The organism is Streptomyces sp. ICN903, assembly GCF_022015835.1.
GTDB lineage: Bacteria > Actinomycetota > Actinomycetes > Streptomycetales > Streptomycetaceae > Streptomyces > Streptomyces fenghuangensis.
Genome location: NZ_JAKMAY010000010.1, coordinates 14,723 through 39,877, shown reverse-complemented (window position 1 = coordinate 39,877; position 25,155 = coordinate 14,723). Strand labels below are relative to the sequence as shown.

Below are 25,155 nucleotides of genomic sequence, written 5' to 3'. Positions count from 1 at the left end.
CACTCCCGCCGAGCGCCCCGGGCGCACCCCGCACGCCTCCCGCACCGGGCACAACGGGCGCATACGCCTGGCGGCGGCCGGCTGCGCCCTCCTGATAGCCGCCTCCGCCGCCTGCCAGGCCCCCGGGAGGGCCGACGCGGGGACCAGGGTCCGCCAGGCCGTCGAGAGGCTCGGCGAGTGGGAGACGGTGTCGGCCACCGTGCGTGTCGAGGCCTCGGCCGACGAGATACACGCCTTCCTGCGGCGCGGCCACGAGCGGGGCGCGGGCCCGGCGGTCTCCCGCACCGACGCGCTGCTGCTGTCCCGGATGGAGACGGCGTTCGTGTTCGGTTCGGACAGGCCGCTGAAGGACCTCGGCGACAAGGACCGGCTCGACACGGCCGCGGCCGTGAACTTCGGCAACCGGGACGTGGCCGCCTACAAGTCGGTCGGCGCCGACTTCTACGTGCGCGCCGACTGGAAGCGGCTGGCGCACGAGACGAACCGGAGCCGCGAGACGGTGGTGCGGGCGGCCGAGCTGGCCCGCTCCGCGGACTCCCTGCCGCCCTCCCTCGCCGCGGCCCGGGACATGCTCGAAGGCCGGTGGGTGCAGATGGACCCCGAGGAGTTCGACCACTTCGCGCGGGCGGTGGGCGGCAAGTACGGCGAGCGCGCCCAGCGGCTGGCCAACAGCGTGGACATCCTGCAGAGCGCCCGGGCCCAGCACCACGTGATCGGCGCGGTGCGCCGGGCGCTGGAGGACCACGCCGTCCTGCGGGAGGCCGGCCGGGCGGACGGCACCGAGCGCGTCAGGGTGACCCTCCCGGCCCGCGAGGTCGCCGACGGCCTCGCGTCGGCGCTGGCCCCGCTGGAGGAGCGTTTCGACGGGATCGGGTTCTCCTGGCTGGAGCGGGCGCCGGACCGGCGGGTCACGGCGGAGCTGGCGCTGCGCGGCGGCGTCCTGTCGGGAATGACGGTGGACCTGGCGCAGTTCACCGGACAGACGGGTGCCGGGGACGTGGAGGAGATACCGCTCACCGTGTCGTTCGCGCCCGGTTCGGCGGTACCGGTGAAGGCTCCCAGGGGCGCCAGGTGGCTGGACCCGCAGGACGTGATGGCCGCGGTGCTCTACGAGGAACTGGGTTCGCCCCGGCCCTGAGGCGCCCCGGCCGGAACTCCCGACACGTTCCGTGACGTTCTCAGGACGTACGCGGCGACGGGACGGGCAGGCGGAAGGCGGCGCCCGGAAGGCGGCGACGCCGGCGGTGTCGCCGGGGGCGCCGGGACCGACAGCGGTATCGAACGGGAGAGACCGGATGGTGTACGGATCGGCGGCCGGGGCGTCCCGCTCCTCACGCGCCTCCAGGGCGATGTCGGCGGGTGTGCTGATGGCGTCCTGGGTGGCCCTGCTGTGGGTGCTGGAGGCCGTCGACGTGGCCACCGGCAACTCCCTCGACCCGTACGGCATCTCGCCGCGCGAGACGGAGGAGCTGGCCGATGTGGTGCCGGCGGCGTTCCTGCACTTCGGCTGGGACCACGTGGCGGCCAACAGCCTGCCGCTGCTGGTGCTGGGCTTCCTGGCGGCCGTGCGCGGGATAGGCCGGTTCCTGGCCGTCTGTCTGACGATCATCGTCGTCAGCGGTCTCGGCGTCTGGCTCACCGCGCCGGAGAACTCCCTGACGGCGGGCGCCTCGGGTGTGGTCTTCGGCCTCTTCGGCTATCTGCTGGTGCGCGGCTTCGTCGACCGGGACGCACTCGACATCACCGTGGGCATCACGGTCGTCCTGCTCTACGGCTCGATCCTGTGGGGCGTGCTGCCCACCGCCCAGGGCGTCTCCTGGCAGGGGCATCTGTTCGGACTGATCGGCGGGGTGCTGGCGGCGTTCTGGTTCCGCCGCTCGGCGCCCGCCGCGCGGGTCCGGCGGCAGATCCCCTGACCCGCCCGGCCGGGCCCGCCGCGGCCGCACCGGCGCGACCGCGGGGCGGCCGCCCCGCGGTCGCGCGCCGTCACACCGTCAGGCCGCGCAGCATCAGGTCGAGCAGCGCGCAGGCGAACAGCACGATCCCGATGAAGCCGTTGACGGTGAAGAACGCCCGGTTCAGCCGGGACAGGTCGCCGGGCCGCACGATGGAGTGCTCGTAGACGAACGCCGCCACCACGACCGCCAGTCCCGCCCAGTACGGCGCGCCGGCCCCGGTCAGCGCCCCGTACCAGGCCAGCAGCGCCACGGTGACGACATGGGAGCCGCGGGCCCCGTACAGCGCGGCCGCTATGCCGAAGCGCGCGGGGACGGACCGCACCCCGTGGGCCCGGTCGGCGGCCACGTCCTGGCAGCCGAAGATCAGGTCGAAGCCGCCGATCCACACGCCCACCGCGAGCCCGAGGACCACCGCCTCCCACGACCAGGCGCCGGTGACCGCGATCCAGGCGCCCACGGGTCCCATGGCCTGCGCGAGCCCGAGTATGGCGTGCGGGAAGTCGGTGAACCGCTTCCCGTACGGGTAGACCACCATCGGAACCACGGCGACGGGCGCGAGCGCCAGGCACAGCGGGTTCAGCAGCGCGGCGGCCCCCAGGAAGACGGCGAGCGCGACCAGCGCCCCGGCCCACGCGGTGCGCACCGACAGCGCCCCGGTGACCAGCTCGCGCCCCGCGGTGCGCGGGTTGCGGGCGTCGATCTCCCGGTCGATGATCCGGTTGGCGGCCATCGCGAAGGTCCGCAGCCCCACCATCGCGACGGTGACCAGGAGCAGCTCCCACCAGTGGACGGAGCCGTCGTCCAGGAACATCGCGGTGAGCGAGGCGATGTAGGCGAAGGGCAGCGCGAAGACCGAGTGCTCGATCATCACCAGCCGCAGGAACGCCCTGACCCGCCCGGCGGGCCGGGCGGGCTGGGGACCCGCGACGCCCTCGGCGACGGAGCTCACAGCCCGTACTCCCGCCAGCGGCGGCTGACCTTCTCGGCCGTGTCGGGGTCGGACAGGACCATGTCCGGCCAGCCCCCGTCGCGCGTGTAGCCCTCCTCGGGCCACTTGGCGGTGGCGTCGATGCCCGCCTTGCCGCCCCAGAACTGCTGGTAGGAGGCGTGGTCGAGGTGGTCCACCGGCCCCTCGGTGAGGAGGAGGTCGCGGGCGTAGTCGGTGTTGCCCAGGGCTCGCCAGGCGACCTCGTGCAGGTCGTGGACGTCGCAGTCGGAGTCGACCACCACGATCAGCTTGGTCAGCGACATCATGTGCGCGCCCCAGATGGCGGACATCACCTTCTGCGCGTGCTTGGGGTACTTCTTGTCGATCGAGATGATCGCGCAGTTGTGGAAGCCGCCCGCCTCGGGGAGGTGGTAGTCCACGATGTCCGGGACGATGATCTTCAGCAGCGGAAGGAAGAAGCGTTCCGTCGCCCGGCCCAGCGGCCCGTCCTCCGTCGGCGGGCGGCCCACGACGATGGACTGGAAGACCGGCCGTCTGCGCATCGTCACGCAGTCGATGGTCAGGGCCGGGAAGTCCTCCTGCGGCGTGTAGAAGCCGGTGTGGTCGCCGAACGGCCCCTCGGGGAGCATCTTTCCCGGTTCCAGCCAGCCCTCCAGCACCACCTCGGCGCGGGCGGGGACCTGGAGCGGCACGGTCTTGCAGTCCACCATCTCCACCCGCTTTCCCTGGAGGAAGCCGGCGAACAGGTACTCGTCGATGTCGCCCGGCAGCGGCGCGGTGGAGGCGTAGGTGACGGCGGGCGGGCAGCCGAAGGCGATGGCGACCGGCAGCCGCTCGCCGCGCCGTGCGGCCGTCTGGTAGTGGTTGCGGCTGTCCTTGTGGATCTGCCAGTGCATCCCGATGGTGCGCCGGTCGTGCCGCTGGAGGCGGTACAGGCCCAGGTTCCGGATGCCGGTCTCGGGGTCCTTGGTGTGGGTCAGGCCCAGGTTGAAGAAGGAGCCGCCGTCCTTCGGCCAGGTGAACAGCGCGGGCAGCTTCTCCAGGTCGACGTCGTCGCCGGTGAGGACCACCTCCTGGACCGGCGCCTCCTTCACCTTCCTCGGCGGCACGTGCGCCATCGAGCCGAGCTTGCCGAACGCCTCGCGCATCCCGACGAAGCCCTGCGGCAGCTCGGGCCGCAGCAGTCCGCCGATCTTCTCGCTGATGTCGTCGTAGGAGGACAGGCCCAGCGACTTGAGCATGCGGCGGTCGGTGCCGAAGACGTTCATCGCCAGCGGCATGTCGGAGCCCCTGACGTTCTCGAAGAGCAGCGCCGGGCCGCCGGACTTCTGGACCCGGTCGACGATCTCCCCGACCTCCAGGTGGGGATCGACCTCGGCCTTGATCCGTACGAGGTCGCCGTCGCGCTCCAGGGCCCGCAGCAGCGAGCGGAGATCGTCGTATGCCATACGGGCAAGTATCCGACACCGATTACCCTGGGCGTGTCACGGGGCCTCCTCCGGCCGGGCACCCCGGGACCACGGGCCCGCACAGGGACCGGCACCTGCCGCACTACACGCTTCCAGGGGGCGTTGCCCAATGCTCAGGCTTCTTCCGACCGTTCTGCTCCTGGCGGTGTGGATCTACGCCTTCATCGACTGCCTGAACACCCCCGAGAACGAGACCCGCAAGCTGCCGAAGCTGGCATGGGTCTTCATCATCCTGTTCTTCGGTTCGGTGCTGATCGGGCCCGTCGCCTGGTTCCTGGTCGGACGGCCGCGCAGGAACGCGCCCTACGGCGCCACCCGTCCCGCCGAGCGCCGGTGGGTGGCCCCGGACGACAACCCCGACTTCCTGAAGTCGATCAACGAGCGCGGACGGCAGCGCCCCGAGACGCCGGAGCCGGAGCCGGAGCGGAAGCGGGAGCAGGAGCGGGAGCCCGGTGAGGAGCGGGACCGGAAGGACGGCGGCGCCGGCAGGGAGACCGACAAGGAGAACGGCGGGCCGGAGGACACCACCCCGCCCGCCGCCTCCTGAGAGCGCGCCCGCGTCACATCACGTCACATCACCTCGCGACGGTCACACCCCGCCGTAGGAGTGCAGGCCGTCGAAGAAGATGTTGACGCCGTAGTAGTTGAACAGGAAGCACAGGAAGGCGATCAGCGCCAGGTACGCCGCCTTGCGCCCCTTCCAGCCCGCCGTGGCGCGGGCGTGCAGGTAGGCCGCGTAGCCGACCCAGGTGATGAAGGACCAGGTCTCCTTGGGGTCCCAGCCCCAGTAGCGGCCCCAGGCGTTCTCGGCCCAGATGGCGCCCGCGATGATGGTGAAGGTCCAGAACGGGAAGACGGCGGCGTTGATGCGGTAGGCGAAGCCGTCCAGCGACGCGGAGCTGGGCAGCCGCTCCAGCACGGAGGTGGCGAAGGCGCCCGGCCGGCCGCCGGCCTCCAGCTTGGCCTCGTAGCGGTCCCGGAACAGGTACAGCAGCGTGGAGACCGCGCCGAGGTAGAACAGCGCGCCGCACACGATGGCCAGCGAGACGTGGATCCACATCCAGTACGAGTCGAGCGCCGGGACGAGCTGGTCGCTCTCGGTGTAGAAGACCACGATGGCCAGGCCCAGGTCGAGCAGCACGGTGGTGACCAGCGGCAGCCCGATCCAGCGAATGTCCTTCTTCGCCACCAGGAAGGCCAGGTAGGCGCCGACGGCGACCATCGAGAAGGCCGTCGAGAACTCGTACATGTTGCCCCAGGGGGCGCGCTGCACCGACAGGGCGCGGGTGAGCACCGCGCCGAAGTGCAGCAGGAAGGCCAGCACGGTGAGCGAGACGGCGATCCGGCCGTACAGGTCGCCCTGCTCGTCCCCGCCGGCCGCGCCGGGACCGTCCGGCACACCGGCCCGGCGGCCCGGGGCGGAGCGGGTGACGACCTTGGGGCGCTCCAGCACCTCCGTGCCGCCGGAGGTCCGCACGGTGACGGAGACCTTGTCGGCGCCCTTGCCCGCGGCGGCGGTCCGGGCGTCCCCGGACTTCCCGGCGCCCTGGGCGGTCAGCGCGGCGGCGGTGCGGGCCACCCTGCTGCGGCTGCCGAACACCCACTCCACGATGTGCGCGACGAAGGCCAGGGCGTACACGGCCATCGCCGACTTGATCAGCAGGTTGCTGAACTCGGCGAGGCTCTCGTTCGCTGCGACGGCGATGTCCACTGGGTTCACTGGTTCTCTCCTCGTGACGAGGGGCCGGCGTCCTCGGTGGCAGCCGGTACGTCCTCTGTGCTCCCCCCGGTGTCCCGGCCGGAGCTCCGGCCGGTGTCCTGACCGGTGCCCCGGCCGGCGTCCCCGCCGGGGGCCGGGTCCTCCCCGCCGGGGTCCTCCCCGCCGGGATCCGCCGCGGGCGGGGCGTCGTCCTGGAGGGCGAAGGCCAGGTCGCCCAGCTCCTCGGGGAGCCGCGCGGACTCGCTGCGGCCCAGTCCGGCCATCTCCACCACGGTGACGCCGTCCGCGCCGCGCCGGGCGCGGACCCACACCCTGCGGCGGCGGATGAACAGCGAGCCGGCCAGGCCGAGCACGGCTGCGGTGGCCCCGGCCAGCGCCCAGCCCTCCCCGGGCTCCTGGGAGATCTGGAAGCTGGCCCACTGCTCGACGCGGTCGAACGTCAGCGTGCCCGCGCCGTCCGGCAGCTCCACCGACTCGCCGGGGCGCAGGTCGGCCCGGAACAGGTCGCCGTCCTCGGCCTTGAACTGCTCCATCTTGTCGGTGTCGAGCTGGTAGACGTTCTGCGGGAGCCCGGCGTCGACGCCCAGGTCGCCGTGGAAGGCGTTGAGGGAGAGCACCGGGTAGTCCAGCTCGGGGAAGGTCGAGTGCGGCCCGCGCTCGGCGTCGATCCCGTAGGTGGGCGTGAAGATGCCCTGGAAGCCGAGCTGCTCCTTCTCGCCGTCCTTGTTCCGGTAGTCGGTGACCTTGATGACGCCCGTGGAGGTCAGGCCCAGGCTCTCCTGCGGCAGGAACGGCACCGGGCCCCGGTAGGCCATCTTCCCCTGCCCGTCGGTGACGGTGACGACCGGCGCGTAGCCGTGGCCGACCAGGAAGACCTTGGAGTCGCCGACCTTCAGCGGGTGGTTGACCTCGATGGAGGTCTTCTTCTCCTCGCCGTCGGCGCCCTCCCAGTACGAGACGTCGGCGCGGAAGGTGCGCGCGGTGCCGCGCTGCGGGCCGGTGCGCTCGAAGGAGGCGTGGAACTCCTCCAGCGTGAAGCCGAAGACGTCCAGGTCCTCGGTGTCGTACAGCGACCCGGAGGTGAAGTCGTCGTAGTGGACGAGCGTGTTGGAGAACCCGTCGCCCTCCACGATGAGTTTGCCGCCCTCGGAGTTCCACAGCTGCCCGGCCGCGAAGGCGAGCAGCATCACGATCAGCGAGACGTGGAAGACGAGGTTCCCGGCCTCGCGCAGATAGCCCTTCTCGGCGGCGACCGAGCCCCCCGGACCGGACCCGCCGGACCCGTCCGGACCGCCGGACTCCTCGGTCGCGGACGTGCGGAAGCGGCGCCCCTTCAGCAGCGTGTGCGCCGCCCGGAGCACTTGCTCCGGCTCGGCGTCGGTGCGCCAGGTGGTGTGGGCGGGCATCCTGGTCAGCCGGCGCGGCGCGCGCGGCGGACGGGAGCGGAGCTGGCCGATGAACTGCCAGCTGCGCGGGAGGATGCAGCCGATGAGCGAGACGAACAGCAGGATGTAGATCGCGGAGAACCACACCGAGCTGTAGACGTCGAAGAGCTGGAGTCTGTCGTAGACCTCCGCCAGCGTCCCGTTGCGCTCCCTGAAGTCCCGCACGGCGAAGGCGTCCGAGCCGTTCTGCGGGATCAGCGAGCCGGGGACGGCGGCGAGCGAGAGCAGGAAGAGGAGGATCAGCGCGACCCGCATCGAGGTGAGCTGCCGCCAGAACCAGCGGGCCCAGCCCACCGGCCCCAGGGCGGGGACGTCGAGGGCGGACTCCTCGCGGGGGGCCGTGGAGATCCGGCCGTCCGCCTCCTGCTCCTCGGCGCCGGCCCGGGTGTTCTCGGGAGCGTTCCCGACATCGGCTGTGGGCATCTCAGATCCCTACGGTGAAGCTGTTGGTCCAGGTGAGCATTTCGGTCAGCAGCAGGTCCCACACCCCGGTGAGCATCAGGACCCCCAGCGCGACCAGCATCCCCCCGCCGATCCGCATGACCCACACGTAGTGCCGCTTGACCACGGCGAAGGCGCCGATCGCCCGCCGGAAGGCCACCGCCGTCAGGATCAGCGGCAGGCCCATGCCCAGGCAGTAGACGACCGTCAGCAGCGCCCCCCGCCCCGCGCTCGCCTCGTTGAAGGCCAGCGCGTTGACCGCGGCCAGCGTGGGCCCCAGGCACGGCGTCCACCCCACACCGAAGAGCACACCGAGCACGGGGGCTCCGGCCAGACCCACGGCCGGTCTGCGGTGGAAGCGGAACTCGCGCTGCCCGACCCCCTTGAGCAGCCCGGCGAAGAGCAGACCCATCGCGATCAGGACCACGCCCAGGATCCGGCTGATCGTCTCCTGGTGCTCCAGGAGCGTCTGGCCGAAGTAGCCGAAGAGGGCCCCGCCCGAGACGAAGACCGCCGTGAAGCCCGCGACGAACAGGGAGGCGCCGAGCACCATCCGCCCTCTGCGCGCCTCGGCCAGGTCGGCGCCGCCGATCCCCGTGACGTAGGAGAGGTAGCCGGGGACGAGCGGCAGGACGCACGGGGAGAAGAACGACACCAGCCCGCCCAGCAGCGCGATGGGGATCGCCAGGAGCAGACCGCCGGTCAGGACGGTCTCGTTGATCCCCGCGGCGGAGGCGAGGTGGAGCATCCGTCTCACTTCTCCTTGACCAGGGGGTCGATCATGGAGCGGAGTTCCTCCTCACCGAGCGGCTTCAGGGCCCGGGCGGCGATCCTCCCCTCCCGGTCGAGGACGAGGGTGGAGGGGATGGCCTGCGGGTTGAGGCTGCCCTTGGGGAAGCGCAGCAGGAGCCTGCCGGAGGGGTCGTAGAGGCTGGGGTAGGGCACCTCGTACTCGTCCTCGAAGCGCTGGGCCGGGACCCGGTCGAGGTCCCGGGTGTTGATCCCGACGAACCGCACCCCCTGCTCCTCGGTCTCGTTGGCCACCTTCACCAGGTGCGGCATCTCGGCGCGGCAGGGCGGGCACCACGAGCCCCAGACGTTGAGGACCACGACATCGCCCCGGTAGTCGGCGACGTCCAGCCGCTTCCCGTCCACCGTCTCGCCGGAGAGCTCGGGGGCGGGCTTGCGGTCGGCCGGCTTCACCTCGGTGACCGCGCCCGTCCCGTCCACGTAGTTCTTGCCGGATCCGCCGCTCTGCTCCTGGCCGCCGCCCGCACCGCAGCCCGACAGGATCAGTGCGCAGGCCGCCGCGGCGGTGACGGCCGCGGACAGCCGGGAGCGGCCTGGGGAGCCGGTAGCGCGAAGAAACATGTGAAAAGTTTCCCATGCGCCTCGCGCAGGCGTTCCCCCGCCCCCGCCAAAAGGCCCCACCGGGCGATAACCTGACAACTCCCCCCACCTGGATGTGACTTGGGTCACTCTCGGCGACGGTCGCCGGGAGGCCGCGGCGCCGCCCCGCGGCCTCCCGCGAGACGGCGGTCCCGGAGCCGGCCAGGCCGGTCAGGCGCCGAAGCCGGGCCCCTTGCCGGCCTGCCCCTTGGCCGGCTTCGCCCCGGCCCTCAGGTGCGGCGGCACCAGATCGCGGGCCGGCTCGCTGTAGCCGACCGAGACGATCCGGTCGCCGACGAACGTGAAGGTGGTCAGCGACGCCAGGGTGCACTGCCGCCTGCGCGGGTCGTGCCACAGCCGGCGGCGCTCGACGAAGCTGCGCACCGTCCAGATCGGCAGCTGGTGGCTGACGCACAGCGCCTCGTGGCCGCGCGCGGCGTCCCGGGCGGCCTCCAGCGCCGCCATCATCCGCACCACCTGGTCGATGTACGGCTCGCCCCACGACGGGCGGAAGGGGTTGCGCAGGTGCGGCCAGTTCGCGACCCGCCGCAGGGCTCCGTCCCCGACGCCGAAGGTCTTGCCCTGGAAGATGTTCTCCGCCTCGATCAGCCGCTCGTCGCTGGCCACGTCCAGGCCGTGGGCCTTGGCGATCGGCGAGGCGGTCTCCTGGGCGCGCTCCAGCGGGGAGGCGACGACATGGGTGATGTCTCGCCCGGCCAGATGCTCGGCGACCCGCTCGGCCATGCGGCGGCCCAGGTCGGAGAGGTGGTAGCCGGGCAGGCGCCCGTAGAGGATCCCCTTGGGGTTCTCCACCTCGCCGTGCCGCATCAGGTGGACGACGGTGCGCTTGCCGCCGCCGTGCTGCTCGCGCTCCCCCGCCGTCTCACCGGTGACCGCCACGTCCGCCGGGTCCGTCATGCCCGCCGGGTCCGCCGACTCGGCCGGGTTCGGGGCGCTCCCGTTCGGCTCGCCGGTCATGCCCCCTCCTCCGCGGCGGTGGCCCGCGCGGCGGCGCGCGCGGCCGGCGGCAGGGCGGCGGCGATCCGCTCTACGGCCCGGTCGTCGTGGGCGGTGGAGACGAACCAGGACTCGAAGGCCGAGGGCGGCAGGTAGACGCCCTGGGCCAGCATCTCGTGGAAGAAGGCGGTGAAGCGGAACGACTCCTGGCGCCGGGCCGCGTCGTAGTCCGCCACGTCCTCGTCGGTGAAGAAGACCGAGAACATGTTGCCCGCGCTCTGCAGCCGGTGCGCCACGCCCTCCTTGGCCAGCGCCTCGGTGACCAGCGCGCGGATCTCGGCGGAGACGGCGTCCAGCCGCTCGTACGCCGCGTCGTCCAGCAGGCGGAGCTGGGCGAGGCCGGCGGCGGTGGCGACCGGGTTCCCGGACAGGGTGCCGGCCTGGTAGACGGGGCCGGCGGGGGCGAGGTGGGCCATCACGTCGGCCCGGCCGCCGAAGGCCGCGGCCGGGAAGCCGCCGCCCATCACCTTGCCGAAGGTCATCAGGTCCGGCACGACGCCGTCCAGGCCGTACCAGCCGGCCTTCGAGACGCGGAATCCGGTCATCACCTCGTCCGAGACGTACAGCGCGCCGTTCTCCTCGCACAGGCGCTTGAGCCCCGCGTTGAAGCCGTCGCGCGGCGGCACGACGCCCATGTTGCCCGGCGACGCCTCGGTGATCACGCACGCGATCTCGCCGGGGTGCGCGGCGAAGGCGGCGGCGACCGAGTCCAGATCGTTGTACGGCAGCACCAGCGTGTCCCCGGCCTGCGCGCCCGTCACACCGGGGGTGTCGGGCAGGGCGAAGGTGGCCACGCCCGAGCCGGCGGCGGCCAGCAGCGCGTCGACGTGTCCGTGGTAGCAGCCGGCGAACTTGACCACCTTGGCCCGCCCGGTGAAACCGCGCGCCAGGCGGATCGCGGACATCGTGGCCTCGGTGCCGGAGGAGACCAGTCGCACCTGGTCGACGGGGGCGATGCGGGCGACGATCTCCTCGGCCAGCTCGACCTCGCCCTCGCCGGGCGTGCCGAAGGACGTGCCGCGCGCGACCGCCGCGCGAACCGCCTCGACCACGGCGGGGTGGGCGTGCCCGAGGACCATCGGACCCCAGGAGCACACGAGGTCCACGTACTCACGGCCGTCGGCGTCGGTGAGGTACGGACCGGCACCGGACACCATGAAGCGGGGCGTACCGCCCACGGCGCGGAAGGCGCGCACCGGAGAATTCACGCCTCCGGGCGTCACGACGGCGGCACGGTCGTACAGCGACTGCGATACTGGGGCATCGTACGGATAGCTCACGCAAGCCATGGTCTCAGAGCCTCGCGCGCATGTGCGGCCGGGCGTTTCACAGCCCGCCAGAAGGGGAGGTCTCTGAAAGTCTTTGGAGACGATGATCTGGTTGCGCGGCGGGGGCCGCAAGTGGTCGGGTGGTGACATGCAGCGCGGTGGCGGACTGGGCGAGGGCACGGGGGACCTGGGCCGGGGACCCAGGCGGGCGCGGGGGCGCCACCGGCGGGACCGCGACGCGAGAGCGGTGAGCGAGACCGCCGAGGCCGGGGCCGGCCAGACCGGGACGGCCGGGGGCGAGGGCACGGAGACGAGGAGCAGCAAGGGTGGCCGGGTGGGGGTGACCTACAAGTACTTCGGCGCGCCGGACGGCGCCACAGCCGCCCGTGTGCCCATCACCATGCGCCCGGACGAGCTCGGCGGGGACGAACTGGGCCACGGCATGTTCACCAGGATCAAGCCGGAGACGATGGCCGCCATGGTCCTCACCGGCATCGAGGGGGTTCCGCTGCACAGGGTCCCTCCGCTGGAACTGGTCGTCCTCCACTCCGACTACGCGGTGGTCAGGCTGCCCATGACGGTCGTCGACCCGCTGCGCGGCATCGGGGAGGAGTCGGTGGGCGCCGCCGCCTTCATCTGGTCCACCGTCCCCGACCGGGGCGGCCCGCGCGACGCCTTCGACGTCTACCGGCTCCTGCACGAGTGGCAGGACTTCAGCCACCGGCTCCACGAGGCCGGCCACCAGCCGTACTGCCTGGTCTGGCCCTGAGGATCCCCCGAGACCTCCCCGGGCGGTCCCCGGGGGTCGACGCCGGCGCAGGCCCCCTACGCTCCCGGTATGTCCGTCGCGCGCTCCGTCCTGCTGTTCGCCCTCGCCGCCCTCCTGGAGATCGGCGGCGCCTGGCTGGTGTGGCAGGGGGTGCGCGAGCACCGCGGCTGGGTGTGGATCGGCGCCGGGGTGATCGCGCTGGGCGCTTACGGCTTCGTCGCCACCTTCCAGCCGGACGCGAACTTCGGCCGGGTGCTGGCGGCGTACGGCGGGGTCTTCGTCGCCGGCTCCCTGACCTGGGGCATGGTCGTGGACGGTTTCCGGCCGGACCGCTGGGACGTCGCCGGGGCGCTGGTCTGCCTGGCCGGGGTCGCGCTGATCATGTACGCGCCGCGGGGCGCGTGAACCGGCCGCCTATCCTTCGAGGCGGTCCGCCCCTGGAAACGCCCACCATCCCGCGAGGAGCCCTTCATGCCCCTGCCCGCCGAGCAGCAGCCCACCGCCGTCGTCACCGGCGCGAGCAGCGGTATCGGCGCCGCCGCCGCACGCCGGCTGGCCGCCGCCGGGTACCGCACCGTGCTCACCGCCCGCCGCGCCGACCGCGTGGAGGAGCTCGCCGCCGAGCTGAACGCCGACGGGCACCGGGCCGAGGCGCACCCCCTGGACGTCACCGACCGCGCCGCCGTGGACGCCTTCGCCTCCCGGCTCGGCCCCCTCGCCCCCGGCAGCGTGCTGGTCAACAACGCCGGCGGCGCCCTGGGCCTGGACCCCGTGGCCACCGCCGACCCCGCCGACTGGCAGTCGATGTACGAGGTCAACGTGCTGGGCACGCTGCACATGACGCAGGCCCTGCTCCCGGCCCTGACCGCCTCCGGCGAGGGCACCGTGCTCGTGCTCTCCTCCACCGCCGGCCACGGCACCTACGAGGGCGGCGCCGGCTACGTCGCCTCCAAGCACGGCGCCCACGTCCTGGCCGAGACCCTCCGCCTGGAGCTGTGCGGGCAGCCGGTGCGCGTCATCGAGATCGCGCCCGGCATGGTGCGCACCGAGGAGTTCTCCCTCACCCGCTTCCGCGGCGACGCCGAGAAGGCGGCGAAGGTCTACGAGGGCGTCGCCGAGCCGCTGACCGCCGAGGACGTGGCCGACACCGTCGTCTGGGCCGTCACCCGGCCCCCGCACGTCAACGTCGACCTGCTGGTGGTCCGCCCCCGCGCCCAGGCGTCCAACACCAAGGTGCACCGCGAGCGCTGAGCCCTTGGACGCCGGAACGTCCGGGCGCCCGCCCCGCTTCCGCGGGGGGCGTCCGGACGTTCCGCTCCGGCGCGGGCCCGGAGCCCGCGCCGGAGCCGCGGGTCTCAGAGCCGCTCGGGGGTGCGGATGCCCAGCAGCGCCATGCCCTGCCGCAGGGTGCGGGCCGTCAGGTCGCACAGGAAGAGCCTGTTCTCCCTGACCGCGTCCGACTCCGCCCGGATCACCGGGCACTGGTCGTAGAACGTCGTGTAGAGCGAGGCGAGCTGGTAGAGGTAGGCGGCCAGCTTGTGCGGCTCGTACGTCTCGGCCACGCCCGCCAGCGTCTCGGCGAACTCGTCCAGGTGCAGGCCCAGCGCCCGCTCGGCCGGGGCCAGTTCCACCTCCGGGTGCGCGGCGGGCCGCGCGTCGCCGGCCTTGCGCAGGATCGACTGGATCCGGGCGTAGGCGTACTGGAGGTAGACGCTGGTGTCGCCGTTGAGCGAGACCATCCGGTCCAGGTCGAAGACGTAGTCGCGCGACATGGACGTCGACAGGTCGGCGTACTTGACCGCGCCGATGCCCACCTGGGCGCCGCGCTCGGCGATCTCCTCCTCCGTCAGCCCCAGGCCGCCCTGCTCCGCCTTCTCCCGCACCACGGCCGTGGCCCGCTCGACGGCCTCGTCCAGCAGGTCAACCAGCCGGACCGTCTCGCCCTCACGGGTCTTGAACGGCTTGCCGTCCTTGCCCAGCACCGTGCCGAAGGCGAGCTGCCGGGCCGCGCCCTCGGGCAGCCAGCCGGCCCGGCGCGCGGTCTCGAAGACCATCTTGAAGTGCAGCGCCTGCCGGGCGTCCACCACGTACAGCAGGGTGTCGGCACCCAGCTTCCCGACCCGGTCGCGGATGGCGGCCAGGTCGGTGGCGGCGTAGCCGAAACCGCCGTTGGACTTCTGCACGATCAGCGGGACGGGCTTGCCGTCGGGGCCCTTGACGTCGTCGAAGAACACGCACAGCGCGCCGTCGGAGCGGACCGCGACGCCGCTGTCCTCCAGCTCCTTCACGACCTGCTGGAGGTCGTCGTTGTAGGCGCTCTCGCCGACCACGTCCGCGTCGCGGATCTCCACGTCGAGCTGGTCGTAGACCGCGTGGAAGTAGATCATCGACTCGCCGACGATCCTCCGCCACATCTCCAGCGTGGCCTGGTCGCCGCTCTGCAGGAGCACCACCCGGTCGCGGGCGCGCGCCTTGAACTCCTCGTCGGAGTCGAACAGCGCCCGGGACGCCTTGTAGAGCCGGTTCAGCCGGGACATCGCGGCCTCGCCGGACGCGCCGGATCCGCCGGCCTCCTCGCCGGAGGCGTGGTCCAGCTCGTGCGGGTGCTCGACCAGGTACTGGATGAGCATTCCGAACTGCGTGCCCCAGTCCCCGATGTGGTGCCGCCGGACCACCTTCTCGCCCTGGTGCTCCAGGATCTGCACGATCGCGTCGCCGATGACCGTCGAGCGCAGGTGCCCGACGTGCATCTCCTTGGCCACGTTGGGCTGCGAGTAGTCGATGACGGTGGTGCCCGGCCGCTCGGCGTACGGCACGCCCAGCCGCTCGTCGGCCGCCCGCGCCGCCAGCGTCCGCACGATCGCGGCGTCGGAGACGGTGATGTTGAGGAAGCCCGGTCCGGAGACCTCGATGCCGGCGATCTCGTCCGTCTCCGGCAGCGCGGCGACGACCCTGCCGGCCAGCTCGCGCGGGTTGCCCCCCAGCTTCTTGGCCAGCGCCAGCATCCCGTTGGCCTGGAAGTCCGCCCGGTCGCTGCGTCGCAGCAGCGGGTCCGCCGACGCGGCCTCCGGCAGGGCTGCCGAGAGGGCGTCCGCGACGCGCTGGTGGACGGTTGCGGCAAGGGAGGGGACCGAGGCCATGAAGGAGTGCCGTTCCTCTGAGTGGGGTTTACCGGATCGGTCCAGTATCCCACGCGGCCCACCGCCGGGGCGCGCGCGTTTATCACGGGCGCGCGGCCCGTACCGCGTCTGAAACAATGGAGCCGTCATCCCGGACACCACCACAGCCAGGAAAGGGACGTGCCGACCGTGGCTCAGAGCACAGAGGCCGACTGGGTCTCCCGCATCGCGGACGAGGTCATCGCCGAGGCGGAGCGCCGCGCCCCCGGCAAACCGGTCGTCTGCGCCTCGGGCCTGAGCCCCTCCGGCCCCATCCACCTGGGCAACCTCCGCGAGGTCATGGTCCCGCACCTCGTCGCCGACGAGATCAAGCGGCGCGGCGTGCCCTGCGAGCACATCCTGTCCTGGGACGACTACGACCGCTTCCGCAAGGTCCCGGCGGGCATCGAGGGCGTCGACGCCTCGTGGTCGGAGCACATCGGCAAGCCGCTCACCGCGGTGCCCGCGCCTCCCGGCAGCGAGCACTCCAGCTGGGCCGAGCACTTCAAGGCCGCCATGGTGCGGGCGCTGGACGAGCTGGGCGTCGAGGTGCGCGGCATCAGCCAGACGCGGATGTACACCTCCGGCGCGTACAGCGAGCAGATCCTCTTCGCCATGCGCGAGCGCGCCCGCATCGACGCCGTCCTGGACCGCTACCGCACCAAGGTCACGCCCGAGAGCGCCGGCAGGGCCCCGAAGAAGCAGGGCGGGCCGAAGGACGCCGAGATGTCCGCGGCGGAGATCGAGGCCGCCGAGGGCTCGGGCGCCGCGGGCGAGGACGACGGCAGCGCGGGCGACGCCGGGTACTTCCCCTACAAGCCGTACTGCTCCGTCTGCGACCGCGACCTGACGACGATCACCGCGTACGACGACGAGAGCACGCGGCTGACGTACGTGTGCCGGTGCGGCCACGAGGAGACGGTGCTGCTGTCGGAGCACCGCCGCGGCAAGCTGGTCTGGAAGGTCGACTGGCCGATGCGCTGGGCGTACGAGGGCGTGGTCTTCGAGCCCTCCGGCGTGGACCACCAGTCCCCCGGCTCCTCCTACGTCGTCGGCGGACAGCTGGTGCGGGAGATCTTCGGCGGCGAGCAGCCGATCGGCCCGATGTACGCCTTCGTCGGCATCAGCGGCATGGCGAAGATGTCCAGCTCCAAGGGCGGGGTGCCCACCCCGCTCGACGCGCTGGAGATCATGGAGGCTCCGCTGCTGCGCTGGCTGTACGCCCGCCGCCGCCCCAACCAGTCCTTCAAGATCGCCTTCGACCAGGAGATCCAGCGGCTCTACGACGAGTGGGACGCCCTGGAGCGCAAGGTCGCCGACGGCACCGCGCAGCCCGCGGACGCCGCCGCGTACCGCCGTGCCACCACCACGGCCGGCGGCGAACTGCCCCGCACCCCGCACCCGCTGCCGTACCGCACGCTGGCGTCGGTGGCGGACATCACCACCGGGGACGAGGCGCAGACGCTGCGCATCCTGAGCGAGCTGGACCCGGACAACCCGGTGGCCTCCCTGGACGAGACGCGTCCGCGTCTGGACTGCGCGCAGCGCTGGATCAGCACCCACGTACCGGCCGAGCAGCGCACCCGGGTGCGCGAGGAACCGGACACCGAGCTGCTGGCCTCGCTCGACGACGACGCGCGCGAGTCGCTGCGGCTGCTGCTGGACGGCCTGGACGACCACTGGTCGCTGGACGGGCTGACCACGCTGGTCTACGGCGTGCCCAAGGTCCGGGCGGGCCTGTCGCCGGACGCCAAGCCGACGCCGGAGCTGAAGGTGGCCCAGCGCGCCTTCTTCGCGCTGCTGTACCGGCTGCTGGTGGGCCGTGACACCGGCCCTCGGCTGCCCACGCTGCTGCTGGCCGTCGGCGCGGACCGGGTCCGCAAGCTGCTGGGCGCCTGACGCCGGCGCCCCGCCCGTGCCGCGGCCCCGGCGCTCCCGAAGGAGTGCCGGGGCCGCGGCACGGGCGCGTCTCGCACGTGGAGCGGGAGGGCCGGCCTCCGTAGGGGTGCCCTCCGGTCGGGCACCCCGTCGGCAGTGGGACGACGCACGGACGGTCCACGGAGCCCCCGGCCGCGTTCCGGCAGGGGCGATCAGAGCTGGGATCCTCCGGTCGCGTCGACGACCTGGCCGGTGACCCAGCGGGCGTCGTCCGACGCCAGGAAGGCCACCACGTCCGCCACGTCCTCGGGGCGGCCCACCCTGCCGAGCGCGGAGAGTTCCGCCGCCGACCGCTCGGCGTCCTCGTCGCCCCGCAGCCAGGCGGCGTTCATGTCGGTGTCGACGATGCCCGGCGCCACGGAGTTGACGGTGACACCCCGGCCGCCGAGGGCCTTGGCGAGGGTGAGGGTGAAGGTGTCGACCGCGCCCTTGGTCATGCTGTAGGCGATGATGTCGGTCAGCGCGATGCGCGTGGCTCCGGACGAGACGTTGATGATCCGGCCACCGTCCCGCAGCCGCTTGAGCCCCTGCTGGACCAGGAAGAACGGGGCACGGACGTTGACGGCGAAGACCTCCTCGAACGCCTCGGGCGTGGTCTCCTCGATCTGTCCCCGCGGGGTGATGCCCGCGTTGTTCACGAGGATGTCCAGGCCGCTGCGGTCGCCGTGGTCGAGGACCATGCGGTCGAACTCCGACCACAGGGTCTCCACGTCTCCGCGCACACCCAGTTCGGCGCGCACCGCGAACGCCGCGCCCCCCGCCGCGCGGACGGCCGCCACGGTCTCCTGTGCCGCGGTCTCGTTCCGTCCGTAGTGCACGGCCACCAGGGCGCCCTCCCTGGCGAGCCGCTCGGTCGTCGCCCGGCCGATCCCGCGGCTGCCACCGGTCACCAGAGCCGTCTTTCCGTTCAGCGAGCCCATGGCCACTCCCTTTCTGTAGCGATGACTAATGAAAGAGTACAGTGATTACATAGCGATCGCTGTAGAATTCATGCCATGACACCACGCGGGAGAGGACGCCCGAGGAGCTTCGACCGGGACACCGCACTCGTCCGGGCCACCCTGCTCTTCTGGAAGCACGGTTACGAGGGGACCTCCATCGCCGACCTGACCAGGGAGATGGGCATCTCGCCGCCGAGTCTGTACGCGGCCTTCGGCGACAAGCGCACGCTCTTCAACGAGGTCGTCGAGCGGTACGGGGAGACCTTCGGGGCCTTCATGGGCAGGGCCCTGGACGAGGAGGACGACACGCGCACCGCGTTCGCGCGGATGCTCCGCGAGGCCGCGGTCTCCTACACCGACCCCGCGCACCCGGCCGGCTGTCTGATCATCTCGGCGGCCGTCAACTACTCGTCGCAGACCGCCGACATCGAGCGGGCCCTGCGCGACCGGCGGGTGGCGAACGTCCGCGTCTTCGAGGAACGGCTGGCCGACGCCGGAAGACGGGGCGAACTTCCGGCCGGAGTCGACGCGCACACGCTCGCCCACTACTTCGCCGCGGTCGTCCAGGGGCTGTCCCAGCAGGCCCGGGACGGGGCGACCGCCGGAGAACTGGAGCGGGTGGCCGGGCTGGCCATGTCGGTGTGGCCCGCCCCGGCCCGCCAGAAGACCCGCGAGAAGACCTGAGCCGCCTTCCTCCACCCCCGGCCTCCCGGCCCGGGGGCTCCCTGGCGGGTGGTCAGCCCACCAGGCCCGTCTGATACCGGTCCTTGAACTCGTACACGTACGGGCGGAGGTAGGACTCGCTGAGGGGCCCGCCGTTGACGTCCTTGATGCCGTCGTCCAGGAGCGTCACAGCGAGCTGGTGGGGGTTGGGGAAGTCGCCCTTCTCCACGATGTACCTGTGGTAGGCCCGGTAGTAGGCCTCCTCGCGGGGCATCCCGTCCGGTATGCCGACGGGTTCGTCGGCCACTTCCTCCTCCGCTTCCGGCCGGGCCGTGTACTGCCCCGGCACGGAAACGGAGCGACCGTTCGACGGGGCCCCTCCCAGCGGACGGTGAGGCCCGTCCGGATTGGCCGGATCCCTCGGAATCGTGAGCCCGGTGGCGGGGGCTTCCTCCGGCGCGGGCCGGTTCCGGGGCACCGTCTCCGGCACGGTCTCCCGCACCGAAACGGCTTCTTCCGCCGGTGCGGCCCGCACATAGGTGACCTCCTCCCGTGCGGAAGGCGCCGGCCCGTGAGCGGCCTCCCTCACCGCGGCCCCTCTTTCCCCGGCGGTCCGCCAGGACGGCGGAAGCAGTTCGTGCCGTTCCTGTCCGGCCGCCTCCGCGGCCGGCCCTCCGTCCGGCCCGGAGCCGGACTCCTCACCTTCCCGGCGGGCCGTGCCGGGCGCGGGCGCATGCTCGGTGGACGTCCCCGCGGGGAGCGCCTCGGCGGCCGCGGCCTTCCCGCCCGCGACCGCGGTCTTCCCACCCGCGGCGGGCAGTGCCTGAGGGTCGATGCCGGCGGCGGCCAGGCCGGCCGGGCCGGTCTCCGCCAGCGGCACCCCGTACCGGGCCAGCCGCAGCGGCATCAGCGCCTCCACCGGCGCCCGCCGCTTCCATGCGCGCCCGTAGCGCGCCCGCAGCCGCGCCTCGTAGATCAGCCGGTCCTGCTCCATGCGGATGACCTGGTCGTAGGAGCGCAGTTCCCACAGCTTCATCCGGCGCCACAGCCGGAAGGTGGAGGGGAAGGCCAGCAGCCAGCGCGAGAGCCGAACGCCCTCCATGTGCTTGTCGGCGGTGATGTCGGCGATCCGGCCGACCGCGTGCCGCGCGGCCTCGACCGCGACGACGAACAGTACCGGGATCACCGCGTGCATCCCGACCCCCAGCGGGTCGGGCCAGGCGGCGGCGCCGTTGAAGGCGATGGTGGCGGCCGTCAGCAGCCAGGCGGTCTGCCGCAGCATCGGGAAGGGGATGCGGATCCAGGTCAGCAGCAGGTCCAGGGCGAGCAGCACCACGATCCCGGCGTCGATACCGATGGGGAAGAACGGCGCGAAGCCGCCGAACCCCTTCTGCTCGGCGAGGTCGCGGACGGCGGCGTACGATCCGGCGAAGCCGATCGCCGCGATCACCACCGCCCCGGCGACGACCACGCCGATGAGTATTCGGTGAGTGCGTGTCAGGTCCACTGCTGCGTCCTCGCGAGATCGTCGTCGGTCGTCGGCGCCGGTGCCCGCCGCCCGGCCGGACGGCGGGAGGGGGCGGCGGAGGGGACGGGGAGCCGGAGGTCCCCGAGGGGAAGACAGGGTACGCGCGGCGGGTGACGGGACCGAGGGTCCGGCCCGGTCGCCTACTTGATGGCCTTGACGGCCTCCTTCGCCGCCTTCTCCGCGTTCTCGCGGATGTCCTCGGCCTTCGGCGTCTTGCCGGTCTCGAAGCCGGCGCCCTCGTAGTCCACGGTCACCACGACGTTGCCGGTGATGGCGACGATCCGCTGCTCGCGGTACTCCTCGGTCTTCTTGCCGTCCTTGCGCTCGGTCTCGAAGGCTATGGAGGTCGCCTGGTCGCCGACCCCGTCGAGCGGGGTGTCCTTGACCTTCTTGTTCTCCTCGTCCTGCGATACGGCGGCCACCTGCTGGCCGGCGTAGTCGGCGGCCCGCTCGCTGCCGCTGCCGAGCGTCACGTCGGAGTCGAACCGCTTGAGGGAGACGGTGAGCGCCCGGTACTGGTAGTCGTCCAGACCGCTCCACAGGCAGGTGCCGTAGCCGTCGGCGTCCTTGGAGCCGAGGTTCTTGCCCTTCTTCTTCGCCTCGGGGACCACATCGCCGATCGTGTCCCCCGAGAGGGTCTTGCAGGGGTCGGGCAGGGTGGTGAACTTCACCGGCGCCGGGGTCGGGGACGCGCTGGAGGCGGAGGCGCTGGGCGAGGGCCTGGCGGAGTCGTCGCCACCGGAGTCGGAGGAGCAGCCCGCGACCAGCAACATGGGCACGGCGGCGCAGGCGAGGGTGCGGACGGCGGTGCGCGTGGCGTTACGGTGCATGGTTCCTTCGCTTCCGGATGTGCTGGGCGCCGGGCACGCCCTGTCGGACGGCACGACGGTACGCCAACTCGGGCGATGACACCGCAGCAGCCTAGAGCGGCCTCAGAGCCTGCCGGGCGGCGCCGGTTCCGGGTGTGTCCGTCGTCTCAGTCCCGGTGAGGGCGCGGGGCGGGTACGGGGTGGGCGCGGGGCCGGGTCCGCGAGCGGGCGTCAGTCCCGGAACTCCCCGGCGAGCTGGCCGGCCAGCTTCAGCGCCTTCTCCTGCAGTTCGGCGCTGTCGGGCAGCCTGCGCTTGTCCGTCACCCACTGCTCGTACTCGACGGTGACGATGACGTTCCCGGTGCGGAAGACCAGGGTGATGTCGCGGTGGACGCCCGAGTCCGCGGTGACCAGTTCGTCGTCGATGTACGCGGCGTCCCCGACGTCCTCCAGGGGGCGCGGGGCCAGCGCCGCGCCGGGAGCGGGCTGCGGGACGGCCGTCCCCGGCTCGCCGCTGCCGTCCCGGGCGCCGTCCTCGCCGGCCCCGTCGTCGCCGCCGTCGCTTTCGGCGGGCTCGCCGCTCTCCTGGGATGCCTCGTCGGCCTCCCCGCCGTCCTCGGTCCCGTCCCCGTCCGTCTCCCGTCCGGAGCCGGGGGACTCCTCGTCCGAGGGCGGCGAGCTGGGGATGCCCGCCTCCAGCACCATGTCCTCGTACAGGCGCACCGCCCGCTCGTCGTCGCTGACGGCGGGGTCGTAGGACACGACCCGCTCGAAGTCCACCAGGAGGTGGCGGCTGCCCATTCCGGTGGAGCTCTTCCAGCGGCAGCCGACCCGGCGGTCGTCGTCGTAGGTGACGGTCTGCTCGCCCTCGTACGCCGCCGGGGTCTCGTCGCCGCCCTCCGCGCCGTCCTCGTCCTCGGGGGAGGAGCTCCCGGCGCCCGGCAGCATCGCCTTCAGAAGGCCGGTGTCGACCGCGCCGCAGGGCTCGGGCAGATCGCGGTAGGTGCCGGGCGGAGCCGTGGCGGCGGCGGTGCCGACCGTGCCGGGCTTGCTGTCGGCCGCGGCGCCGCCCGTGCCGGAGCCGCCGGTGCAGCCGACGGTCCCGACGGCCAGCGCGGCGACGAGCGCCGCGCCGGTGGCGTATGCCTTCCGCTGCACTGCCCAACTCCTCATGTCCGCGCGAACACTCGAAAACACGTTGCCGCCGTACGACCACAACAGAACACAATGTCTATCGCACGACGTCCGCCACGCGCGCCGCGGGACCTCCACCCATCGGTGCATATGCAGTAATACGTCCGCCTTGTGTGTGCGGACGTACCCGGTTCGCACGCGATCCGTGCGCGATTCGCACGCATGTGGCAGAGCGTGCTCGCACTTCTTCGTCAGGGGGATGAACGAACATGTCGTACACCGAGGTTCCCGGGGCCCGGGTGCCGATCCGGATGTGGGCCGACCCGTCCGGCGTCGAGGACGGCGCGATGCGGCAGCTGCGCAACACCGCGACGCTTCCGTGGATCAGGGGCCTGGCGGTCATGCCCGACGTCCACTACGGCAAGGGCGCCACCGTCGGCTCGGTCATCGCCATGGAGGGCGCGGTCTGCCCGGCGGCGGTCGGCGTGGACATCGGCTGCGGCATGTCGGCGGTCCGGACCTCCCTGACCGCGAACGACCTGCCCGGCGACCTCTCCCGGCTGCGCTCGCGCATCGAGCAGGCCATCCCGGTCGGCTTCGGCATGCACGACGACCCCGTCGACCCGGGCCGCCTGCCCGACTCCCCCGCCTCCGGCTGGGACGGCTTCTGGTCCCGTTTCGACGGTGTCACCGAGGCCGTCCACTTCCGCCGGGAGCGGGCCGCCCGCCAGATGGGGACGCTCGGCGGCGGCAACCACTTCGTCGAGGTCTGCCTGGACGAGGACGGCGCCGTCTGGCTGATGCTCCACTCCGGCTCCCGCAACATCGGCAACGAGCTGGCCGAGTACCACATCGGCGTGGCCCGCAAGCTCCCCCACAACCAGGACCTGGTCGACCGCGACCTGGCCGTGTTCGTCGCGGACACCCCCCAGATGGAGGCGTACCGCAACGACCTGTTCTGGGCCCAGGAGTACGCCAAGCGCAACCGCGCGGTCATGATGAGCCTGCTCAAGGGCGTGATCCGCAAGGAGTTCAGGAAGGCGTCCCCCACCTTCGAGCAGGTCATCTCCTGCCACCACAACTACGTGGCCGAGGAGCGCTACGACGGCGTGGACCTGCTGGTCACCCGGAAGGGCGCCATCCGCGCGGGCGGCGGCGAGTACGGCATCATCCCCGGCTCGATGGGCACCGGCTCCTACATCGTGCGCGGCCTGGGCAACGCCGCCTCCTTCAACTCCGCCTCCCACGGCGCGGGGCGGCGGATGAGCCGCAACGCGGCGAAGAAGCGGTTCACCGCGCGGGATCTGGAGGAGCAGACCCGGGGTGTGGAGTGCCGCAAGGACTCCGGCGTCGTCGACGAGATCCCGGCCGCGTACAAGCCGATCGAGCAGGTCATCGACCGTCAGCGCGATCTGGTCGAGGTGGTCGCGAAGCTGCGGCAGGTCGTCTGCGTCAAGGGCTGACGCGCCGCGCGGTACGGCCGCGCGGTACGGTGCCGGCCCCCGGGCGCGCCCCGGGGCCGGCGGCTCAGCGCAGCCGCCGGGCCGCCTCCGTCGCCCAGTAGGTCAGGATCATGTCCGCGCCGGCCCGCCTGGCGCCGGTGAGCGTCTCCATGATCGCCCGGTCCCGCTCGATCCAGCCGCGCTGCGCGGCGGCCTCGACCATCGCGTACTCACCCGAGACCTGGTAGGCCGCCACGGGCACGTCCACCGCGTCCGCCACCCGGCGCAGCACGTCCAGGTAGGGCAGCGCGGGCTTGACCATCACCATGTCCGCGCCCTCGGCGAGGTCGAGCGCCAGCTCGCGCATCGACTCCCGCGCGTTGGCCGGATCCTGCTGGTAGGCCTTGCGGTCGCCCGTCAGCGAGGAGTCCACCGCCTCGCGGAAGGGACCGTAGAACGCGGAGGCGTACTTGGCCGTGTACGCCAGCAGCGCCACGTCCTGGTGGCCCGCCTCGTCCAGGGCGCGGCGGACGAAGGCGACCTGGCCGTCCATCATCCCGCTGGGCCCCAGCACGTGCGCGCCCGCCTCGGCCTGGACACACGCCATCTCGGCGTACCGCTCCAGCGTGGCGTCGTTGTCCACCCGGCCGCGCTCGTCCAGGACGCCGCAGTGGCCGTGGTCGGTGAACTCGTCCAGGCACAGGTCGGACATGACGACCAGGTCGTCCCCGACCTCCGCGCGCACATCGCGCAGCGCCACCTGGAGGATGCCGTCCGGGTCGGTGCCGCAGGAGCCGGTGGCGTCCTTCTTCCCCTCCTCGGGCACGCCGAAGATCATGATCCCGCCCACGCCGGCGGCCACGGCCTCGGCCGCCGCCTTGCGCAGGGTCTCGCGGGTGTGCTGGTACACGCCCGGCATCGAGGAGATCTCCACCGGCTCGGCGATGCCCTCCCGCAGGAAGACGGGCAGGATCAGATCGGCCGGGTGGAGCCGGTGCTCGGCGACCATCCGGCGCATCGCCGGGGTGGTGCGCAGCCGACGGGGGCGCACCACGGGGAAGTCCCCGTAGCCGCCGCGCCCCCTGTCGTAGGCACCGCCGTAACCGCTGCCGTAGGT

23 protein-coding genes are annotated in these 25,155 nt (G+C 72.6%); 9 read left to right on the top strand and 14 right to left on the bottom strand.

What is annotated here, in order from left to right; translation table 11 throughout:
* Together L7D48_RS02270 and L7D48_RS02265 are read left to right on the top strand one after the other, a co-directional pair.
* On the top strand, nt 1-1,138 hold a 1,138-nt coding region (locus tag L7D48_RS02270; protein ID WP_237876858.1), incomplete at its 5' end, for a hypothetical protein.
* Between the two features lie 157 nt (nt 1,139-1,295).
* A complete protein-coding gene (locus L7D48_RS02265; protein ID WP_237876856.1) occupies nt 1,296-1,916 on the top strand; it encodes a rhomboid family intramembrane serine protease in 621 nt (206 codons plus the stop codon).
* A 70-nt stretch (nt 1,917-1,986) separates the two neighbouring features.
* Here the strand turns inward: L7D48_RS02265 and mqnP are convergent, their stop codons facing one another.
* Both mqnP and L7D48_RS02255 read right to left on the bottom strand, forming a co-directional pair.
* Nucleotides 1,987-2,907 (bottom strand): menaquinone biosynthesis prenyltransferase MqnP, encoded by a 921-nt coding sequence (gene mqnP / locus L7D48_RS02260; RefSeq protein WP_237876854.1) that lies wholly within the window; start codon nt 2,905-2,907, stop codon nt 1,987-1,989.
* A complete protein-coding gene (locus L7D48_RS02255) occupies nt 2,904-4,355 on the bottom strand; it encodes a menaquinone biosynthesis decarboxylase (protein ID WP_237876852.1) in 1,452 nt (483 codons plus the stop codon). The genes mqnP and L7D48_RS02255 overlap by 4 nt, the downstream gene beginning before the upstream one ends.
* Before the next feature lie 130 nt (nt 4,356-4,485).
* Between L7D48_RS02255 and L7D48_RS02250 the strand changes: the two genes are divergently transcribed.
* On the top strand, nt 4,486-4,923 hold the full coding sequence (locus tag L7D48_RS02250; RefSeq protein WP_237876850.1) for a PLD nuclease N-terminal domain-containing protein: 438 nt from the start codon (nt 4,486-4,488) through the stop codon (nt 4,921-4,923).
* Between the two features lie 42 nt (nt 4,924-4,965).
* Here the strand turns inward: L7D48_RS02250 and ccsB are convergent, their stop codons facing one another.
* The 6 genes from ccsB to hemL form a co-directional block, all read right to left on the bottom strand.
* Entirely contained in the window at nt 4,966-6,087 is a 1,122-nt protein-coding gene (gene ccsB / locus L7D48_RS02245) for a c-type cytochrome biogenesis protein CcsB (RefSeq protein WP_237876868.1), read from the bottom strand.
* 5 nt (nt 6,088-6,092) lie between these two features.
* Entirely contained in the window at nt 6,093-7,964 is a 1,872-nt protein-coding gene (locus tag L7D48_RS02240; RefSeq protein WP_237876848.1) for a cytochrome c biogenesis protein ResB, read from the bottom strand.
* Nucleotide 7,965: 1 nt separating this feature from the next.
* The gene (locus L7D48_RS02235; protein WP_237876846.1) at nt 7,966-8,730 is read right to left on the bottom strand and encodes a cytochrome c biogenesis CcdA family protein; all 765 of its coding nucleotides are present in this window, start codon (nt 8,728-8,730) and stop codon (nt 7,966-7,968) included.
* 5 nt (nt 8,731-8,735) lie between these two features.
* On the bottom strand, nt 8,736-9,353 hold the full coding sequence (locus L7D48_RS02230; RefSeq protein WP_237876844.1) for a TlpA disulfide reductase family protein: 618 nt from the start codon (nt 9,351-9,353) through the stop codon (nt 8,736-8,738).
* A 189-nt stretch (nt 9,354-9,542) separates the two neighbouring features.
* Complete coding sequence (locus L7D48_RS02225) at nt 9,543-10,199, bottom strand: histidine phosphatase family protein (protein ID WP_237876866.1); 657 nt, start codon at nt 10,197-10,199, stop codon at nt 9,543-9,545.
* A gap of 146 nt (nt 10,200-10,345) precedes the next feature.
* Complete coding sequence (gene hemL / locus L7D48_RS02220; protein WP_237876842.1) at nt 10,346-11,677, bottom strand: glutamate-1-semialdehyde 2,1-aminomutase; 1,332 nt, start codon at nt 11,675-11,677, stop codon at nt 10,346-10,348.
* Between the two features lie 127 nt (nt 11,678-11,804).
* On the opposite strand from hemL, the gene L7D48_RS02215 reads away from it, so the two are divergent.
* From L7D48_RS02215 to L7D48_RS02205, 3 genes are all read left to right on the top strand, one after another.
* Nucleotides 11,805-12,425, top strand: coding sequence for a hypothetical protein (locus L7D48_RS02215; protein WP_237876864.1), 621 nt, complete (start codon nt 11,805-11,807; stop codon nt 12,423-12,425).
* A 69-nt stretch (nt 12,426-12,494) separates the two neighbouring features.
* A complete protein-coding gene (locus L7D48_RS02210) occupies nt 12,495-12,830 on the top strand; it encodes a YnfA family protein (RefSeq protein ID WP_237876840.1) in 336 nt (111 codons plus the stop codon).
* 66 nt (nt 12,831-12,896) lie between these two features.
* Complete coding sequence (locus L7D48_RS02205) at nt 12,897-13,676, top strand: SDR family NAD(P)-dependent oxidoreductase (protein WP_237876838.1); 780 nt, start codon at nt 12,897-12,899, stop codon at nt 13,674-13,676.
* A gap of 104 nt (nt 13,677-13,780) precedes the next feature.
* On the opposite strand, the gene argS is transcribed toward L7D48_RS02205, so the two are convergent.
* Nucleotides 13,781-15,565 (bottom strand): arginine--tRNA ligase, encoded by a 1,785-nt coding sequence (argS, locus tag L7D48_RS02200; protein WP_237876836.1) that lies wholly within the window; start codon nt 15,563-15,565, stop codon nt 13,781-13,783.
* A 168-nt stretch (nt 15,566-15,733) separates the two neighbouring features.
* Between argS and lysS the strand changes: the two genes are divergently transcribed.
* The gene (gene lysS, locus L7D48_RS02195) at nt 15,734-17,482 is read left to right on the top strand and encodes a lysine--tRNA ligase (RefSeq protein ID WP_237876834.1); all 1,749 of its coding nucleotides are present in this window, start codon (nt 15,734-15,736) and stop codon (nt 17,480-17,482) included.
* Between the two features lie 191 nt (nt 17,483-17,673).
* Here the strand turns inward: lysS and L7D48_RS02190 are convergent, their stop codons facing one another.
* A complete protein-coding gene (locus L7D48_RS02190) occupies nt 17,674-18,441 on the bottom strand; it encodes an SDR family NAD(P)-dependent oxidoreductase (protein ID WP_237876832.1) in 768 nt (255 codons plus the stop codon).
* 75 nt (nt 18,442-18,516) lie between these two features.
* Here L7D48_RS02190 and L7D48_RS02185 point away from each other — a divergent pair, with 75 nt between their 5' ends.
* On the top strand, nt 18,517-19,146 hold the full coding sequence (locus L7D48_RS02185; protein WP_237876830.1) for a TetR/AcrR family transcriptional regulator: 630 nt from the start codon (nt 18,517-18,519) through the stop codon (nt 19,144-19,146).
* A gap of 52 nt (nt 19,147-19,198) precedes the next feature.
* Here L7D48_RS02185 and L7D48_RS02180 read toward each other — a convergent pair whose 3' ends face one another.
* From L7D48_RS02180 to L7D48_RS02170, 3 genes are all read right to left on the bottom strand, one after another.
* Complete coding sequence (locus L7D48_RS02180; RefSeq protein ID WP_237876862.1) at nt 19,199-20,626, bottom strand: DUF2637 domain-containing protein; 1,428 nt, start codon at nt 20,624-20,626, stop codon at nt 19,199-19,201.
* 167 nt (nt 20,627-20,793) lie between these two features.
* Nucleotides 20,794-21,483 (bottom strand): DUF3558 family protein, encoded by a 690-nt coding sequence (locus L7D48_RS02175; RefSeq protein WP_237876829.1) that lies wholly within the window; start codon nt 21,481-21,483, stop codon nt 20,794-20,796.
* Between the two features lie 210 nt (nt 21,484-21,693).
* Nucleotides 21,694-22,620, bottom strand: coding sequence for a hypothetical protein (locus tag L7D48_RS02170; RefSeq protein ID WP_237876827.1), 927 nt, complete (start codon nt 22,618-22,620; stop codon nt 21,694-21,696).
* Nucleotides 22,621-22,865: 245 nt separating this feature from the next.
* Here L7D48_RS02170 and L7D48_RS02165 point away from each other — a divergent pair, with 245 nt between their 5' ends.
* Nucleotides 22,866-24,059: an RtcB family protein gene (locus tag L7D48_RS02165; RefSeq protein ID WP_237876825.1), complete on the top strand. Its 1,194-nt coding sequence runs from the start codon at nt 22,866-22,868 to the stop codon at nt 24,057-24,059.
* Nucleotides 24,060-24,123: 64 nt separating this feature from the next.
* On the opposite strand, the gene hemB is transcribed toward L7D48_RS02165, so the two are convergent.
* Nucleotides 24,124-25,092 (bottom strand): porphobilinogen synthase, encoded by a 969-nt coding sequence (gene hemB / locus L7D48_RS02160; RefSeq protein WP_101255596.1) that lies wholly within the window; start codon nt 25,090-25,092, stop codon nt 24,124-24,126.
* Nucleotides 25,093-25,155 lie beyond the last annotated feature (63 nt).